The 16030-nt window shown below is 49.8% G+C and carries 17 protein-coding genes; 10 read left to right on the forward strand and 7 right to left on the reverse strand.

Annotation, left to right across the window (positions count from 1 at the left end; genetic code table 11):
• Nucleotides 1-169: 169 nt before the first annotated feature.
• From D328_RS0104760 to D328_RS0104770, 3 genes are all read right to left on the reverse strand, one after another.
• Nucleotides 170-1231, reverse strand: coding sequence for a sigma-70 family RNA polymerase sigma factor (locus D328_RS0104760; RefSeq protein ID WP_018883818.1), 1062 nt, complete (start codon nucleotides 1229-1231; stop codon nucleotides 170-172).
• Nucleotides 1232-1261: 30 nt separating this feature from the next.
• Nucleotides 1262-1711, reverse strand: a complete 450-nt coding sequence (locus D328_RS0104765; RefSeq protein ID WP_018883819.1) for a carboxymuconolactone decarboxylase family protein — start codon at nucleotides 1709-1711, stop codon at nucleotides 1262-1264.
• Between the two features lie 79 nt (nucleotides 1712-1790).
• Entirely contained in the window at nucleotides 1791-2717 is a 927-nt protein-coding gene (locus D328_RS0104770; RefSeq protein ID WP_033412316.1) for a phosphatidate cytidylyltransferase, read from the reverse strand.
• Nucleotides 2718-2845: 128 nt separating this feature from the next.
• Here D328_RS0104770 and D328_RS0104775 point away from each other — a divergent pair, with 128 nt between their 5' ends.
• Entirely contained in the window at nucleotides 2846-3406 is a 561-nt protein-coding gene (locus D328_RS0104775; RefSeq protein WP_018883821.1) for a hypothetical protein, read from the forward strand.
• Here D328_RS0104775 and D328_RS0104780 read toward each other — a convergent pair.
• Nucleotides 3370-4527 carry a GIY-YIG nuclease family protein gene (locus D328_RS0104780; protein ID WP_018883822.1) on the reverse strand — a complete coding sequence of 386 codons (1158 nt, stop codon included), beginning with the start codon at nucleotides 4525-4527 and terminating at the stop codon, nucleotides 3370-3372. The two genes, D328_RS0104775 and D328_RS0104780, sit on opposite strands and share 37 nt — an antisense overlap.
• Before the next feature lie 416 nt (nucleotides 4528-4943).
• Between D328_RS0104780 and D328_RS0104785 the strand changes: the two genes are divergently transcribed.
• The 8 genes from D328_RS0104785 to D328_RS0104820 all read left to right on the forward strand — a co-directional run bounded on the left by D328_RS0104785 (nucleotide 4944) and on the right by D328_RS0104820 (nucleotide 11826).
• A complete protein-coding gene (locus tag D328_RS0104785; protein ID WP_018883823.1) occupies nucleotides 4944-5498 on the forward strand; it encodes an NADAR family protein in 555 nt (184 codons plus the stop codon).
• Between the two features lie 138 nt (nucleotides 5499-5636).
• Nucleotides 5637-6059, forward strand: coding sequence for a macro domain-containing protein (locus D328_RS0104790; protein WP_018883824.1), 423 nt, complete (start codon nucleotides 5637-5639; stop codon nucleotides 6057-6059).
• Between the two features lie 126 nt (nucleotides 6060-6185).
• Nucleotides 6186-7052, forward strand: a complete 867-nt coding sequence (locus D328_RS0104795; RefSeq protein WP_018883825.1) for a YwqG family protein — start codon at nucleotides 6186-6188, stop codon at nucleotides 7050-7052.
• 530 nt (nucleotides 7053-7582) lie between these two features.
• A complete protein-coding gene (locus tag D328_RS0104800; protein WP_018883826.1) occupies nucleotides 7583-8335 on the forward strand; it encodes a nucleoside phosphorylase in 753 nt (250 codons plus the stop codon).
• Between the two features lie 59 nt (nucleotides 8336-8394).
• Nucleotides 8395-9138: an ABC transporter ATP-binding protein gene (locus D328_RS0104805; RefSeq protein WP_018883827.1), complete on the forward strand. Its 744-nt coding sequence runs from the start codon at nucleotides 8395-8397 to the stop codon at nucleotides 9136-9138.
• A gap of 1 nt (nucleotide 9139) precedes the next feature.
• Nucleotides 9140-9910: an ABC transporter permease gene (locus D328_RS0104810; RefSeq protein ID WP_018883828.1), complete on the forward strand. Its 771-nt coding sequence runs from the start codon at nucleotides 9140-9142 to the stop codon at nucleotides 9908-9910.
• A 79-nt stretch (nucleotides 9911-9989) separates the two neighbouring features.
• A complete protein-coding gene (locus D328_RS0104815; RefSeq protein ID WP_018883829.1) occupies nucleotides 9990-11039 on the forward strand; it encodes an ABC transporter substrate-binding protein in 1050 nt (349 codons plus the stop codon).
• A 13-nt stretch (nucleotides 11040-11052) separates the two neighbouring features.
• Nucleotides 11053-11826: an ABC transporter permease gene (locus tag D328_RS0104820; protein ID WP_018883830.1), complete on the forward strand. Its 774-nt coding sequence runs from the start codon at nucleotides 11053-11055 to the stop codon at nucleotides 11824-11826.
• Between the two features lie 182 nt (nucleotides 11827-12008).
• Here the strand turns inward: D328_RS0104820 and D328_RS0104825 are convergent, their stop codons facing one another.
• Both D328_RS0104825 and D328_RS0104830 read right to left on the reverse strand, forming a co-directional pair.
• Nucleotides 12009-12329, reverse strand: coding sequence for an ArsR/SmtB family transcription factor (locus tag D328_RS0104825; protein ID WP_018883831.1), 321 nt, complete (start codon nucleotides 12327-12329; stop codon nucleotides 12009-12011).
• Nucleotides 12330-12331: 2 nt separating this feature from the next.
• The gene (locus D328_RS0104830) at nucleotides 12332-12757 is read right to left on the reverse strand and encodes an SRPBCC family protein (protein ID WP_018883832.1); all 426 of its coding nucleotides are present in this window, start codon (nucleotides 12755-12757) and stop codon (nucleotides 12332-12334) included.
• 292 nt (nucleotides 12758-13049) lie between these two features.
• On the opposite strand from D328_RS0104830, the gene D328_RS0104835 reads away from it, so the two are divergent.
• On the forward strand, nucleotides 13050-14072 hold the full coding sequence (locus D328_RS0104835; RefSeq protein ID WP_018883833.1) for an SDR family oxidoreductase: 1023 nt from the start codon (nucleotides 13050-13052) through the stop codon (nucleotides 14070-14072).
• 159 nt (nucleotides 14073-14231) lie between these two features.
• Here D328_RS0104835 and D328_RS0104840 read toward each other — a convergent pair whose 3' ends face one another.
• A complete protein-coding gene (locus D328_RS0104840) occupies nucleotides 14232-15965 on the reverse strand; it encodes a cellulase family glycosylhydrolase (protein ID WP_018883834.1) in 1734 nt (577 codons plus the stop codon).
• Nucleotides 15966-16030 lie beyond the last annotated feature (65 nt).

Below are 16030 nucleotides of genomic sequence, written 5' to 3' on the forward strand. Positions count from 1 at the left end.
AGGAATAAAGAGGGCTAAGCGCAGGTGGAGGTTCATACGTTCATCGCAATCATTGATCCCTGCTCTTTACATTTTAATTGAATGTATTCAGAAAAAGTCCGCCAGTATCCATCTTGATGATGGACTGACGGACTTTGGTGTCTAATTAGGGTTGTTGTGGGGCTGGATACTAAACAGTACGTAGCTTATCAGGATTAAGCATGACATAGAGTTGCTCAATATGTGCTTGATCCGGGGTCAGCTTCAGACAGATCGCGCCAATTACTTTGCCTGCGTCTATTAAGGCAAGCTGTAGCTCGCCATTCATGATGGTAGGTGCCAGCTTGAGGTCACGCAATGAAGTAAAGACCTTGCGAGAGGTCAGAAGCGCAAGGACACCCTTCTGTCCGTGCATCGGTCTGGCCACGGTGAAGACCTTCTCACCACCGTCCGAGATCAGCATAGGCTTCTCTGCCAGCAGCTCCACCATGGCATGAATATCATATGCCATAAAGGCCGCTGTGAAGCGGTCCAACAGAGCTGCCCTGCCTTGGTCCACTCTGTTCCGATCTACTTGGTCGCTGGGTGCGGTCATGCTCCGGGCTGATTTGAGGAATTCTGTGTGAGGTACCTTGGCTAATATGCTCCCTGTTTTTTCTACAGAGTCCATATGCTCGCCAGTACCTGTTGCCGACTGCAGGCGGCGCCGGGAACGACTGTAGAGCTGACGACAGTTACTCTCGGTCATGTCTAGCGTCTCGGCTATATCTTTGTAGGGATACTGAAAGGCTTCCCGCAGCACGAAGACGGCACGCTCCTCAGGTCTGAGCTGCTCCAGCAGCACCATGAAGGCATAAGACAGCTGGTCCTTGCGTTCCGTGAGCACCTCCGGGCTATCGACAGCTTCTCCGAGGGGCTCAGGCAGCCAGGCACCGACATAGGTCTCTCGCTGCATACGTGCAGAGTTCAGGCGGTTGATGCTGCGATTGACGATCATTTTCGCAATGTAGGCCTTGAAATCCCGCACCTCTGTCAAGGGTCGAACCTTCAGCTCGATGAAGCAGTCCTGAACGATATCCTCTGCATCAGTGACAGTGCCAAGCATGCGATAGGCTACGGCAAAGGCATACCTGCGATAATTGTTGTACAGCTCCTCCAGAGTAGGAACGTTATCGCTGCCATTGGTTGACTTGCCGTCCTGTGGATTCTGTCTGCCCGGTCGGTTCTGATGATGTGCCGCTTGTACGTCCATGGAATATCTCCTTCCGGTGGGTGGTGACCTTTAGGCCTCGAAGCAGCCTGGATACATACCTGTTGAGATCGCGATCCGGTTCCAGCTATTAATCGTATTCATCGCTACGATCAGATCCACATAATCTTCCTCGCTATAGTGCTCTCGCACCCGCTCATACAGCTCCAGTGGTACACCTTGCTCCGAGATTCGAGTGACCTTCTCGGCCAGCTCCAGCATAACCCGCTGTGGGGCTGTGAAGATCGGGGCTTCACGCCAGACCGGTAGCAGCATGATCTGTTCACTATAATTGCCAAGCTTCATCAGGTCCTTGGCGTGCATATCTACGCAGAAGGCACATCCATTAATCTGCGATACCCGAATTTTGAGCAACTCATATAATACCTTGTCCGCAAAACGTGAGGATGTATGAGCCTCCATCGCCATCATGGCCTTGAATGCTCCTGCATTTACCGTTCTGTAATTGAATCTCAGATTCATAGTGAATCGCCTCCTGAATTAGTCTTCAACATAGAAGACCATTCAGGAAACGATTCTGTGACAGAGGGGCCGAACTTTTTCACATGAAATCAAAGAAGTAACGAACAACGTGGAAAAATACAGGCGAGGTATACGCCAGGCTGTCCACTCGACTCAGGTAGCTCTGCTTGAGCGCCACGAATTTATCGTCATCTCCAATCAGCAAGTCGCGCTTCAGTACGGATACCGTGAGACTACCAAAGAAGCCACTGAGGCTGATCAGCATTCCGCATACGATACCGAATACGGGATCAAGCGGTGTTAGATACGGATAGATCAGATAGGAGACAGCTGTCGTAACAACGAATGCGCTGATGAAGCCCTCCCAGGTCAGGCTGGGGTTCGCCGTCGGAACGACCTTACGTCTGCCCCAGTAGAGCGAAGCCAGATAATGCACCACATCATTCAGCTGTGTCAGCACGACGAGGAACAGCACCAATCCACCGCCATATTGCGGGGTGGCGAATTGAAAATACGCCAGATGGCTCAGTCCGAACACCATGAGCATGAGTCCCCATTGGGTCGAGCTGACACTGCGCAGAAATCCGACAGTTCCTTTGTTAATGAGCCGTGGAATGGGCAGCAGCAGGAAGACATAAAGTGGAATGAAGACAATGAACATGCCATACCACTCGATATAGATCCAGTAGAACTGAATGGGAATCGCCAGGTAAGCCCACAGGAACAAGCGCCGATCAGCTTTGCGGGTACGAATCATGGAGAAGTACTCCTTAAGCGCGAAGAACGTGAGCAACATGAGCGATAGTAAGGACACGACCGGATTAAACAGGGTAGCTAGGCAAAAAATAAAAAACATGCCCCACCAGGTCTTAATCCGCACGCCAATAGCGCTATAATCTTTGTCAGGCTGGAGGCGGGCTATAATCGTGTAGGCGAGATGAACGGCTGCAAGAGCTACAAAGATCAAGCCAAGCGTAAATAGTGAACTGTGAAATAACTGGTCTATGGCAATCACCAACTTGTCTATGCGATATGGGAAGTTACTTGAGTGGGCACGGGTCAGGGTTCCTATATCCGCACCCTATGTTGTATTATGAAGCAATAATGCCATCCTGATAAGGAGAAATGTTCGAGATGACAGCTGATCAGTCCATTTATATTCTGCTCACCAATACGGGAACTCTGTTCACCAAGGTGATTCAATCCTATACAAAGGCACCTTATAATCATGCCTCGATTGCATTCAACCGTGAGCTGTCCGAGCTGTATAGCTTCGGTAGAAAGCATCCTAACAATCCGCTACATGGCGGCTTCGTGCGAGAGGATATCAAGAAAGGCACCTTCAGCAAATATCCTGAGACCACATGTGTGATCTATGAGCTTCGTGTCACAGGGCGTGAGGTCGAGAAGATGAGAAGGGTGCTGGATATCTTCATTCGCAGTCGCCAGAAATTCATGTACAACCTTCTTGGTGTCATCGGGATTACACTCAAGGAGCCCGTCGAATTCAGCAATTCGTACTTCTGCTCACAGTTCGTGGCCGAGATTCTGCAGCGTTCAGGCATCAAGATCTGGAACAAGCTCCCTGCACTGGTCACGCCGGACGATTTCAGGCAGACCGATCGGTTAGAGCTGATCTATGAAGGGAAGCTGAGCGATTATGAGCCGAATGAGCCGATACCTGACAGCAGGTGAGTGATGGCTTCGTCCAAGGCGTGTTCTCCCTCCTGATCGCCATGATTTAGCATATGGGGCATAATATTCACATAACAGCACTCCCCGCTCTGGATGTAACGATATACGATCTGGGCTTCATCAATAGCATCCCGACTTATGCTATGCTGAGGTTCTACGAGAGTAGTGTTTCCTGAATCTTCATCATCTTGCATGCCCTGCAATCCATGTATAATAGCAGAACGCAGCGTTCTACGTTGCTCTGTAGCTGTAAGCTCCAGGACATCCAGCGGCGTAGAATCCATAATTCGGCTGCCTGTGACCAGCATCAGCTTGGCACGTCCGTCTTCCATCCGCTCCAGCACAGCGATCTGATGATTCACGGCTGCAAATTCCACGACCTGCTCATGACGCAGCAGGAATCGTACGGCTTTTAACTGATCCCTGATTCGGGCGGCTACCTCAAACTCATATGCTTCGCCAGCCTTATACATGCGCTGCTCCATGTCCTCTAGTATGCTCTGATCCTTCCCTTGTAGCAGAAGACAGATTCGTTCTACCCGTTCATTGTACTGCTGGATGGCCTCCAGCTCTCCTGTACATACCCCAAGGCATAGTCCAAGCTCATAGTTCAGACAAGGAGAGCTGCCTGAAAGCATCGCCCCACGTCTCAGATGTGGATGGCTGCACAATAGCTGCAGTGCTTCCTGAAGACCATATAATGCTTGCTCAATCATGCTTCTGCTTGTGTAAGGTCCCCAGATTCGCTCAACCTGAATGTCCTCAGGAGTGTCGATGATCTCTATATGCTTCAGTGCCCCGTTTGAAGGCAGTGCCAGATAAGTATAGGCCAACGGATTTTTCATCTTGGCATTGTACATCGGCTTCCATTGCTTAATCAGCCTGCATTCCAGCATGAACGCCTCGAACTCTGTATCTGTGTGGAGCACCTCCAGATCCCTGATCTGCTGCACCAGACGCTTGACCTTGGGGGAATGGGCCGTATTTTGGTGAAAATACGATTGAACCCGCTTTCTCAGAGCCTTCGCCTTTCCGATATAGATGATGGTACCGAACTGATCCTTCATGAGATAGACACCGGGGGTTAGCGGTAGATGATTCACCTTTTCCGTCAAATTCATGACAAGTCCTCCGATCTATACGATGTACCCTACACCTATTATAAGATTATAGAATGGATTAGCCGCCTGGTGAAGCCCGAGGCAAGAGGAGTGAGAAGGGAACGTACTAGTACGGAAAGTGGGATTTGAAGTGAACCTGAGGATCGTAGGCCTTGAGTACGTCTTGACAGGAGCGGGATATTCATATATTTTGTTATTATCAATTAGTTATTATTAAATAATGAATAACAAAACAGCTATACGTGATAGGTTCATTTAGACGCAAACACATTCTTTAGTGCCTTCGTTGATCTTAAAGCAATTTGTTGTAGGGAAATGAGAGTAGCGCTGGACGTAACATGCAGAAGACAACATATGACGATGATGCAAGAAGCTACATAGGGCAAGTAGATACATGGGGGAGGTAGATGAAAATTATGATCTATAATGTGGAACAGCTGCGCCGTGCTTATCAGGCAGGGAGCCGCTTTAAATATATGATGTTCTGGGGCCACACACCGCCTGCTGACGGCACACTGAATGCGAGCTGCTTCAGTCAATGGTGGAAGTGTAGCTTTGAGATTGAGGGCGTGACGTACTCTTGCACCGAGCAGTATATGATGGCAGAGAAAGCGCGGCTGTTCGGAGATGAGGAGATGCTGGAGAAGATCCTGGAGGCACGTCATCCGAAGGAAATGAAGGCTTATGGTCGAGCAGTGAAGGACTTCGATCAGCAGCTCTGGGAGCAGCAGCGCTATGATATCGTTAAACGAGGGAACGTGGCCAAGTTCACGCAAAATCAGGATCTGGGCCAAGTGCTGATGAATACGAAGCAGCGAATTCTTGTCGAAGCGAGCCCACGAGACCGTATCTGGGGTATTGGAATGGGGAAGAGCAACCCGGATGCCGAGAATCCGATGAAATGGCGTGGGCAGAATCTGCTAGGCTTCGCCTTGACAGAGGTGAGGGATCAGCTGGCTGCGTCTCGGTAATATCATCGGCTTCGCAGAAATGCGATCGACAGCTTTTCCAATGGTGACATGAATATCAATGCTGAAGAGTAGAGAGTAGAATTTGCTACATGTCTGTCTGGTCTGCACGGTAGATATGTCTTGATTCAGGAGGTTAGGATGACATTTCAAGAGCGGGAACAGGATTTATTCACTGTAGAGGAGCGCTATCTGCTGGCGCATTGTATCTCTGCTGATGCGAAGATGGGCGCGGGCATTGCGGTTGCCTTTTGTCAGCATTTTGATCTGAATTCGCTGCGGGAGCAGGCGAGCATCAAGCCACTGGATGTAGGAAGCTGTTATCAGGTGGGCCGTGTGCTGAACCTGGTCACGAAGCCGAAATATTGGCAGAAGCCTTCGTATGCCACGCTGACAGCAGCGCTCGTGGACATGAGGAACCAGTGTGTGCAGGCAGGAATCGACAAGATCGCCATGCCTCGTATTGGCTGCGGACTGGATCGGCTTCGTTGGGATAAGACCCGGCAGATCATTCAAGAAGTTTTTGAAGAGACGGATATAGACATTGTGGTATGTTCGCAATAGATAGGCTTGAAGATTAACAGAGAATATAAGTAGTTTGTTTCTAGCACGAGTGTAGATAGTAGATCTCAGTTTATAGTATGTATAATTGTTATAACTACTACAAAGTCTAGGACGGAGGTTGTCATCATGCTAAAAGACGAACACGTACTACAACTAATAGCAGAGAGCGGTCTCGACCGTATGGGGGGAACACTGGAGCAGACGACTCTTTTGTCGAACCGGATACATGTCACTCCAGCGACCGATGACGAAATCGTAGTCGGGATTTCAAAAATCGGAGGGAATCCCGACCTGTCTGCTTCCGTTGACTGGCCGATGTATGACGGGAAGCCTCTGACGTTTATCGCACAAATACAGCTGGACGAAGTACCATGGAAGCCTGAACCACTACCGCAGTCAGGGTTATTGTCCTTTTTCTATGAAGCAGTCGATCAACCGTGGGGCTTTGATCCAGAAGAGGCGGGGCAATGGAAGGTAATATATGTCGCAGACATGGCAGGACTTGAACGCAAAGCCAAGCCTGCAGGACTGATGACTCGTGACGAAGCCGAGGAGGAGGCATTCGCAGTCAACTTTTCTGTGCAAACGACGTTGCTTCCACCGAGGACGCTGGAGATGAAACGGCTGGGACCAAATGCTGATGAAATGGATAAGTACATGGATCTCAGGGAGAGCGTGGTTGAGCATAACGGCGCAAATACAGTTATCCATCGCTTCCTCGGACATCCAGACCCAATTCAGGGCGACATGCAGTTACAAACTCAATTGGTATCAAACGGAATTAATTGTGGCGATGCCTTCGGCTACCGAGATCCAAGGCGCGAGGAGCTGGAGCCGGGTGCAGAGGGCTGGAGGCTACTGCTCCAGATTGATTCTGTGGAGGAGCTGGGACTGATCTGGGGTGACTTCGGAATGATCTATTTCTGGATACACGAGGACGATTTGAAGAACGGTGATTTTGAACGAGTCTGGGTCATATTGCAATGTGGTTAACATCTAGAGGGACTGCCTTTCCAGGCGGTCTCTTTGTTGTATATCGCTATTCAGCAGTTCACTCTCTGCAGGTCATTAGTCATCCTGAGCTCGGGACACACAAGTGAGCAGTTCGATCTCATCAGGAGGGTGTGTCCTATTTCTCAAGTGAAAAGGGTTCGATGATGGATAGCTCAATATGGGCTGAATGTCTAAACGTGTCGAAAATTACAGAATAAACGGGTATATTTTTATGATTTCTGGGATATGGAGCACTGTGTCCCCCGTAATTAGTCGTATATAATCATACTGGGGATGGAAGCGCTGGATAAGCTCCCCTTTTGTTACAGACTACTGCAATAGACTGGAGTCAGGCCGCCTTCATCGTCAGGCTAATAGGAATAGGCGGCTAAGATAAGGGGGAAAGCGGTCGGTGTGCGGATAACAGCGGATATCCATCTGTGATGACGGTTCCTAGATTTGGCTGACATCGAGTTGGCCGGAAATCAGTGGAACGGTAACACCGTATGAAGGCAAGAAGGAGTTGAGAGATGATGCCCCTGCATTTGAAAGAGGTCCGTCCTGAGGACCTCGGCGAAGTTACACTGCTCGTGGGCGACCCAGCCCGAGTAGCGGTATTGGCGGAGGCTTGGGACGAGTCTGAGGAGATCTGCAACAATCGTGAGTACAAGCTGATAAGCGGATATTGGAAGGGGCGTAAAGTCTCGGTCTGCTCCACGGGCATCGGAATCAGCTCCACAGAGATTGCGGTCATCGAGCTGATCGAACTGGGAGCCCGTATGCTGGTGCGAGTCGGTGGCTGCGGAGCCTGGCAGAAGCACATTGCCCCTGGGGATCTGATCGTGAACCACGCTATGGCACGTGAAGCGGGGACATTAGGAGCATATGTGCCAGATGGTTATCCTGCAGTTGCTGATTCATTACTGGTAGGAGCTCTCCTGCGAACTGCGCATGAGCAAGGCTTCACTGTACATACCGGAATTGGGCTTACGACACAGACATATTATCTAGGCCAAGGACGTAAGCCAGCGATCGGGCAAGGACCTAACCCTGAGGATTTGATGTCCTATTGGCAGCTACGTGGAATTCTGAATTGCGAGATGGAGACGGCAGCCATCTATGTGCTTGCCTCGATGTATGGGGTCAGAGCAGCGAATTGTCTGGTTGCTCATGTCAGTCGGACAACGGAGCAGTGGGTGCCAGATGCGGATTATCATACGATTCATGCCAAGGCGGCTACGGCGGTTCTGGATGCGTGTTTTGCGGTAAGGAATGACATCTGAATTCTTAAGTATGAGGACCAATTACAGCACGACATATCAGAAAAGGGGTGTTCATCGACGTGACGACAGCCGCAATTCGCATACAGGATGTAAGCAAGGTCTACAAAAGCAGTGGTGGACGGGAAGTACAGGCTCTCACACATATCAATCTGGATGTAAGACAAAGTGAATTTATCTCGATCATCGGTCCTTCGGGCTGTGGAAAATCAACCCTGCTGAGAATCTTGGCCAATCTGGAGCCGCCCACAAGCGGCCAGATGGACTGGAAGGATTCGGCCGACAACATCGGATTTGTATTTCAGGATGCTACGCTGCTCCCTTGGAAAACGGTACTACAGAACGCCAGATTCCCGCTTGAGGTAAAGAAGCTGCTGAGCAAGGACAGTTTAAGCAACCTGGATAAGCTACTGGAGCTAGCTGGGTTAAAAGGGTTCGAGAATGCTTATCCTCGTGAGCTATCTGGTGGGATGAAGCAACGTGTATCCATTGTGCGTGCGTTATCCTATAATCCGGATGTATTGCTCATGGACGAGCCGTTCGGCGCACTTGATGCGCTGACCCGTGACAAGATGGGCATCGAGCTGATGCGAATCTGGGATGAGACGAAGAAGACGATCCTGTTCGTTACCCACAGTATTTCCGAAGCTGTATTCTTATCCGATCGGGTCATTGTCATGTCTCCCCGTCCTGGCAAGATTGATCAGGTTATGGATATCGAGCTGCCTCGTCCCCGCACGGTAGAGGTGAAGGAGACGCTTGAATTCGTTAATTATGTCAAGACTCTTCGGGAAGTGTTGGGATAGGATGGCTAGACTTAGAGTAATCGGGGAATATGTCGCAGCCGTCTTCATTCTCTTGTTGATTTGGTCGTTATATGTTCATTTTTTTGATGTCCCAGCATTCCTCTTGCCTACACCCTCAGCTGTAGGAGTAGCTATGATTGACATGTTCACCACGCAGGATCTCATGTTTCATTTCTCCGTGACAGCAGGCGAGGTCTTTGCCGGTTTCCTGTTTGGTATACTTCTGGGCTGTGTAATGGGCTATTTAATTGGCAAAGTCAAGCTGCTAGAGGAGGCCTTGATGCCGTATATCCTCTTGGCACAGACCGCACCCAAAATTGCATTGGCACCCTTGTTCGTCATCTGGTTCGGATTGGGACTTACCTCCAAGCTGGTACTGATTATCTCGATGGTCTTCTTTCCGGTCATGTTGGGTACGGTCTTCGGACTCAAGAGTATTACATATAACCTTAAGGGACTCATGCAGATTACAGGCTTGAATTGGTGGCAGAAGGTGCTGCAGGTGGAGCTTCCGTATTCCATGCCACAGATCTTTGCTGGTCTGAAGGTGGGGATGGTGCAGGCCGTCATTGCGGCTATTGTAGCGGAATGGATTTCTGGCGAGAATGGACTAGGGTACCTGCTGGTCTTCAACAGCACCACTTACAACTCACCCATGCTGTTCGCCTCCATTATTTACACTATTATTGTGGGCATTATTTTCTATGCGTGCATCGGCCTATTGGAGAATCGTCTCTTGTTCTGGCACGACTCCAAGCAGAGCAGATCATAGCTGGCCTGTGCAGAGATGTTCGTCTTAGTAATGCTAAGGTCTAGATATAAAAAAATATTACACGTAGGGGGAACATGGTATGAAGAAAGTAATGATGTTACTGATGTCTGTGTTGTTGATCGGTGTGCTGACAGCGTGCGGAGCAACGGGGAGCAGTGATGGCTCTGCGAACACAGGTCAGGATTCCGGGAAGAAAGAGGCTGCTAACGGTGAGCTACGCAAGGTTACTGTTCAGATTGATGGGGCAGCGGTACCTTATTATGCTCCAATGTATGTCGCCAAGGAGCAAGGCTTCTTCGAGGAGCAAGGACTGGATGTGGAGTTCCTGTATGCCGATGCCGCTACTATCATACGGAATGTCGCTGCTAATAACGTACAGTTCGGCTTTCCGAATGCAGACACGGTAGTTACAGCCAAGTCTCAGGATCTCCCGGTAAAAGTCGTACACACTACATACCAGCATGGCCTGGGTGCCACGATCTTCAAGAAGAGCAGCGGTATCAGTACTCCTGCGGATCTTAAGGACAAGACGATTGCTGTGACCAGCTATGGCAGCCCCAACTACATACAGCTGCAAGTATTGCTTGAAAGCCACGGACTCAGTATTCGTGACGTTAACGTGAAGATTGTAGGCAGCGGCGCGATCGTGAATGCTCTGGTTGCCGATGAAGTAGATGCGATCATCTTCTCCATGCTGAGAACGGTTGAGCTGCAGAATAGTGGCGAGGATGTAGCAGAGTTCCGCTCGGACGAGGTTCTGCCTTCCTTTGGTAACGTTGTCGTGACCTCAGAGTCGTACTTGGCTTCCAACAAGGAAGACGTTATCGGATTTACCACAGCACTGGATCAAGCGCTGGACTACATTATTAAGGACGGTAACATAGAATCCTCCATCCAAATGTCCGTCGAGAAGTACGCTCCTACTTTTGCAGGTAAAGAAGAAGTTGTAGCCAAGATCTTCAATGACGTATTCGTTCCTTACCTGTGGCAAAGTGAGCTCACCAAGACAGAGGGTTACGGAGCAGCAGACATGGCAAGATGGCAGACAGCTATCGACAGTCAGCAGAAGTTCGGCATTATTGCCGAGTCGTTCCCAGCCGAGGAGTTGGTACTGACCAATCTGAAGTAACACAGGTGATAATATGAGGAAGAGTGTACGCAAGACCACTATTACACTGTTGACCTTTCTGATCTTCGTGGTCCTGTGGCAGGTGTATGTATCTGTGTCTCAAGTACCTGCGCATATTTTGCCTGGACCGTTGAAATATGCCTCGGAGTTCATTCGTATAACCAGTACAAGCAGCTTCAGTGAGCATGTTACAACTACATTGTATGAGATTGCTGTGGGCTTTGGCATTGGCTGTGTGCTTGGTTTGGTCTTCGGATATGTGCTGGCCAAAAGTGAGCTGATGGAGCGTCTAATTACGCCCTATGTCGTGCTGGCCCAAATTACGCCCAAAATCTCAATCGCTCCATTGTTTATCTTATGGTTCGGCCTCGGGGCGAGCTCCAAGATTGCACTGGTGATCCTGGTTGTATTCTTTCCCATCATGGTGAACACCATCATTGGGATTCGCTCCGTGGAATCCAATATGAAGGACCTGTTACATGTCCTTAGAGCTCGTCCGCTCCAGAAGTTCCTCTCGGTGGAGATTCCGTATTCTCTGCCTTCCATTATGGCGGGGGTGAAGGTGTCAACTACCTACGCGATCACAGGGGCGGTCATTGGAGAAATGATCGGCGCCAAGGCTGGACTCGGCTATCTGGTCATCCTTGGTAGTGAGACCTATGATATCAACCTCATTATGACAGCGGTGCTGATCCTCAGCGTCATGGGACTGGTATTATACACGCTGTGTGGGTACGCAGAGAAGAGACTACTGCATTGGCATGAATCTCAGGAGCAGGTCATGTAACAGGTTATGTAACTACTAGGATCGGCATGTGGGATATCCCCATGACCGATCCTTTTTGGCTGAAGCTGAACAGCAGTCGACAGGACTTCCGCTTGCAGCAGATATATACTCACATTTACATATAGTCCGGTTAAGGTACTAGGTGCGACGTGAGATGTGTAATGTACATGAGCAACGGTTGATCAAGGTTCCTCTACATAGTTCTGAAGAGCCCGGAGCTTGTCATCCCAATACGGCTCGAAGAAGTGCACCCACTGTTGGACCTGTGACAGCGGCTCAGATTGAAGGGTATAACGCGTCTCGCGCCCTACTCGCTGCGGCTGGACCAGTCCGGCCTCTGTTAGCACGAACAGATGCTTGTTGATCGCAGTACGTGTGATGGGAAATTGTCTTGTGATAGCAGCGACCGCCATCTCCTGGCCAACGAGCAGATGCAGAATCTGGCGGCGTGTAGGGTCGGCAATGGCCTGGAATACATCATATTTGGTAGCTGTAGCAGACATAGTTAACCCTCTACATACTGGACAAGCCTGTCGTGAACGATGCCTTCCCAGCCCCCGTTCATTCGTTCCCTGATGGCTGCATGCGGTTGCCCGAACTCGGTAACCGTCTCTTCATCCCAGCCTGTGTGAATCAATGTAAATTCAGTCGTGTGGGAGGTAATAGCCCGCAGCTCAAAGATGAGCCGCCAGTCCTTGCCCCAAGCGATCTCCAATCGTGAATTAGGGTCAATATCGATCACTTTGCATGGAGAGTCTCCGAACGGCCCGGCATGAAGAGTGAATTCATAGCCAAGAATAGGCTCAAATGTACTCGGCATCCACCAGGCTGCAATTCCTTCGGCTGTAGCTACAGCATTCCACACCTTCTCAATCGGAGCTTTCAATTGCACGGTTTTTCGAATGTCGGGAATAGATGATTTTTCAGGCATAAGGGCCTCCTTTATAATGTGACACCAAGGGGTGTTCTTTTTGTTTAGTTCAATATAACACCTAAGGGTGTTATATTACAAGTCTTCTGTTATTTACATACGGTAACCTGTAACTTGTAGCTCTGTATCTCGTAGATCCGTATTGGAGACAGGGACATTTGTATCTATGGTGAATCCTAGTCTTCCCGAATGATGATTGAGCCAACCAGAATTGTGATTCATAGAGCTGCATGTTATGGTGGGATTGGACAGGGATTCAATGTCGATTCTTAAGATGGAGGTGTCAGACGTCATGAAAGCATTATTCATTGGAGGAACGGGGACGATTAGCTCTGCCATTACAGGCTCTCTGCTGGAGCAGGGCTGTGAGCTGTACTTACTCAACCGGGGAACGCGAAATGCTTCTCTGCCGGAAGGTGCTCGCCTTCTACAGGGAGATATTCATGATGAGACGCAGGTGTCCAGTCTGTTGGAGGGACATGAGTTCGATGTGGTGGTGGATTTCATTGCATTTGATTGGAAGGATGTAGAGAGAGATTTTCGCCTTTTCCAAGGCAAGACCAGGCAATATATCTTCATCAGCTCTGCTTCCGCCTACCAGAAGCCGCTATCCGACTATCGGATTACGGAGGGAACTCCACTCGCCAACCCTTATTGGGAGTATTCACGAAATAAGATCGACTGTGAGCATTACCTGATGACACAGTACCGGGAGCAGGGCTTTCCGGTCACGATCGTAAGGCCTAGCCATACCTACAGTGAGCGCTCCATTCCACTTGGGGTATCGGGTGCCAAGGGCAGCTGGCAGGTTGCCAAGCGGATGCTGAATCATCAGCCTGTTATCATTCACGGGGATGGTACCTCGCTGTGGACGATGACGCACAGTAGTGATTTTGCCAAAGGCTTCATCGGGCTTATGGGCAATATCCATGCGATTGGGGAAGCTGTGAATATCACTTCTGACGAGACGGTGACATGGAATCAGGTGTACAGTATCGTAGCTGATACGCTGGGTGTACCACTCAAGGCCGTATATGTACCGTCGGATTTTCTGGCTGCATGTGGTGGTGCCAAGGATTATCGCGGTGGGCTGCTGGGCGACAAAGCACATTCGGTCGTCTTCGATAATGCCAAGCTTAAGCGCTTGGTCCCTGGCTTCGTGGCTACGACGCGCCTGGATCAGGGGATTCGTCGGACCGTGCAGCATATTCTGGAGCATCCTGAGCTGCAGACAGAGGACCCGGAATTTGATGTGTGGTGTGACAAGGTTATATCTGCACTGGAAGTAGCAGTGAACACGGTGCGAGGCGAATAGATAGATGTACTAATGTAGGGTTATTTGAACTCTTGTATGGCCTGAACTCTTTAATCATTAAAAGTAGTCGATCCCAGAGAGCGTGTTCTCCGGGATCGGCTATTTTTCGAGGTCGGGGCAAGGGTAGCGTAGCCTTGCTACCGAATTCCATGGACATCCTTAAGGCTGTGATTGGCCTGTAACGCTATTGCCCGATTTCGTAATATAGTAATCCAGCTTGGCTCCGCTCCAGAAGTGGAAGGTCAGCTTAACCTGTCCATCACGTACAGAATTGAAGAATTCAGGCTGCAATTGAATGTGCTGTGCGTTGTACTGCGGAACAAAGGTGGTGTGGAATTCTTTGAACGATGTCCAGTCGTGCGGGCCTGCATTGCCGCCTGACGTATATACGGCCTCCATGGTGGCCAGTCGATCTCCCTTAAATTGAGTCGGAATCTGGAAGCTGTTAGTCGTGCCTGTAGTGCTGCCTAGCTGCGGTGTGTCGTATACGATGATGTGCCATTTCCAGTCTGCTCCACCGCTGAATTTGGCTGTCAGCACGGCTTGTTGGCCATGAGTATTATTAGAGATCAGGCCTTGCAGTGTATCAGCCTTCAAAGTAAGGGTATTACCGCTGATTGTGTAATCCTCGCCTTCCACCAAGGCTGTGGCTCCTGCCTTCAGCGAGACCAGTCCGTGTCCGTTCCAATTCACGGGCAGTGGCTTGTCTGTAATGGACTCTCCGGCTCTTAGAAATAACAGATCGCTATTCCCTGTCGCAGAGCGTCCTGTCCAGCCTGCCTTCATAACGGCAAATAGATCAGGATCAGACCATGTGAAGGATTGACGGCCAAAGTGCTGTCCATTATCCCATAGCATCGGGGCAATTCCTTTATCTTGTAGATAGTGTCCCAGGAACTCGAAGAATTTCAGCTTCTCTCCCTGTTGAATGACGTCGGTATTCTTATCGAAGCCGAGGAGTCCATATTCACCCAGGATGACGGGAATGCCGCGTGCGACAAACGTGTTGTATACTCGATCAAAGGTGTTCGTGATGTCACTGCGTACCTCCTGATTGAAGGTGGTAAATCCAGCAAGATTTACGCTGAAGGGCCAAAATCCGTAAAAGTGGACGGTGGCTATCAGATTCGGATCATCCAGTTGCTCAATCGTGTCGTAGAGCTCGTCCATTCGTTCTTGTGTTGGTGATGCCTCCAATGTGGAGAGCACAAGCGGACGTGTGGCATTCTCGCCGCCTGAGCTACGTACGATATCGTGGAAGGATACGTTCAGCTCCTCAAGCATGCTGAAGGACAGGGCTTCGCTGGTAGTACCGCCATCGCTGAAGCGAGGCTCGTTGACGCTCTCCATCATCAGCTTGGAGGAATGGTTCTTGAAGCGTTCAGCAATCTGCTCCCAGGCAGCATCATAGCGGGCTCGGACCTGTGTACGATTCTGTTCCATATGGCTGATCCACACCCAGGAATCATGATGGAGATTGATCATGACGTATAGATCTTCGTCAAGTGCCCAGTTCACGACTTGCTCTACCCGATTCAGATAGGCAGGATTAATGGTGTAATCAGGTGCAGGGCCGATGTGAGCGTTCCAGGTGACAGGAATACGTATACTCTTGTATCCTTGGGCTGCGACGTTCTGAATTAATTGCTGTGTGATGGGTGGATTGCCCCATGCAGTCTCGTCAGAGCCTACAGCGTCCAGTGAATTACCAAGATTCCAGCCGGGAGCCATATCCTCAACGTAGGACTGCAATGAACTCGGAGTAGCATTGGAGGAGGTGACTATGCCCTCACGGCCTGATTCCTGAGCAGAAGAGGCGGAGGGGAATACACTGAGGAGCAAAGCGGCAATGACGGCTAACGGTAGAAAGGCTTTTCGTTTACGCTTGATCATGGTTAACTTGTCTCCTTCACTATATATTGTAAGCGCTTTCTTATACAGAGTAACATACAAAAATT

Source organism: Paenibacillus massiliensis 2301065 = DSM 16942 (assembly GCF_000377505.1).
Classification (GTDB): Bacteria; Bacillota; Bacilli; order Paenibacillales; family Paenibacillaceae; genus Paenibacillus; species Paenibacillus massiliensis.

What these genes read in the sequence shown, in the direction of transcription:
- D328_RS0104760 (WP_018883818.1), bottom strand. Translation starts at nt 1,231, where the DNA reads ATGGACGTACAAGCGGCACATCATCAGAACCGACCGGGCAGACAGAAT.
- D328_RS0104765 (WP_018883819.1), bottom strand. Translation starts at nt 1,711, where the DNA reads ATGAATCTGAGATTCAATTACAGAACGGTAAATGCAGGAGCATTCAAG.
- D328_RS0104775 (WP_018883821.1), top strand. Translation starts at nt 2,846, where the DNA reads ATGACAGCTGATCAGTCCATTTATATTCTGCTCACCAATACGGGAACT.
- D328_RS0104780 (WP_018883822.1), bottom strand. Translation starts at nt 4,527, where the DNA reads ATGAATTTGACGGAAAAGGTGAATCATCTACCGCTAACCCCCGGTGTC.
- D328_RS0104785 (WP_018883823.1), top strand. Translation starts at nt 4,944, where the DNA reads ATGATCTATAATGTGGAACAGCTGCGCCGTGCTTATCAGGCAGGGAGC.
- D328_RS0104790 (WP_018883824.1), top strand. Translation starts at nt 5,637, where the DNA reads ATGACATTTCAAGAGCGGGAACAGGATTTATTCACTGTAGAGGAGCGC.
- D328_RS0104795 (WP_018883825.1), top strand. Translation starts at nt 6,186, where the DNA reads ATGCTAAAAGACGAACACGTACTACAACTAATAGCAGAGAGCGGTCTC.
- D328_RS0104800 (WP_018883826.1), top strand. Translation starts at nt 7,583, where the DNA reads ATGATGCCCCTGCATTTGAAAGAGGTCCGTCCTGAGGACCTCGGCGAA.
- D328_RS0104810 (WP_018883828.1), top strand. Translation starts at nt 9,140, where the DNA reads ATGGCTAGACTTAGAGTAATCGGGGAATATGTCGCAGCCGTCTTCATT.
- D328_RS0104815 (WP_018883829.1), top strand. Translation starts at nt 9,990, where the DNA reads ATGAAGAAAGTAATGATGTTACTGATGTCTGTGTTGTTGATCGGTGTG.
- D328_RS0104820 (WP_018883830.1), top strand. Translation starts at nt 11,053, where the DNA reads ATGAGGAAGAGTGTACGCAAGACCACTATTACACTGTTGACCTTTCTG.
- D328_RS0104825 (WP_018883831.1), bottom strand. Translation starts at nt 12,329, where the DNA reads ATGTCTGCTACAGCTACCAAATATGATGTATTCCAGGCCATTGCCGAC.
- D328_RS0104830 (WP_018883832.1), bottom strand. Translation starts at nt 12,757, where the DNA reads ATGCCTGAAAAATCATCTATTCCCGACATTCGAAAAACCGTGCAATTG.
- D328_RS0104835 (WP_018883833.1), top strand. Translation starts at nt 13,050, where the DNA reads ATGAAAGCATTATTCATTGGAGGAACGGGGACGATTAGCTCTGCCATT.
- D328_RS0104840 (WP_018883834.1), bottom strand. Translation starts at nt 15,965, where the DNA reads ATGATCAAGCGTAAACGAAAAGCCTTTCTACCGTTAGCCGTCATTGCC.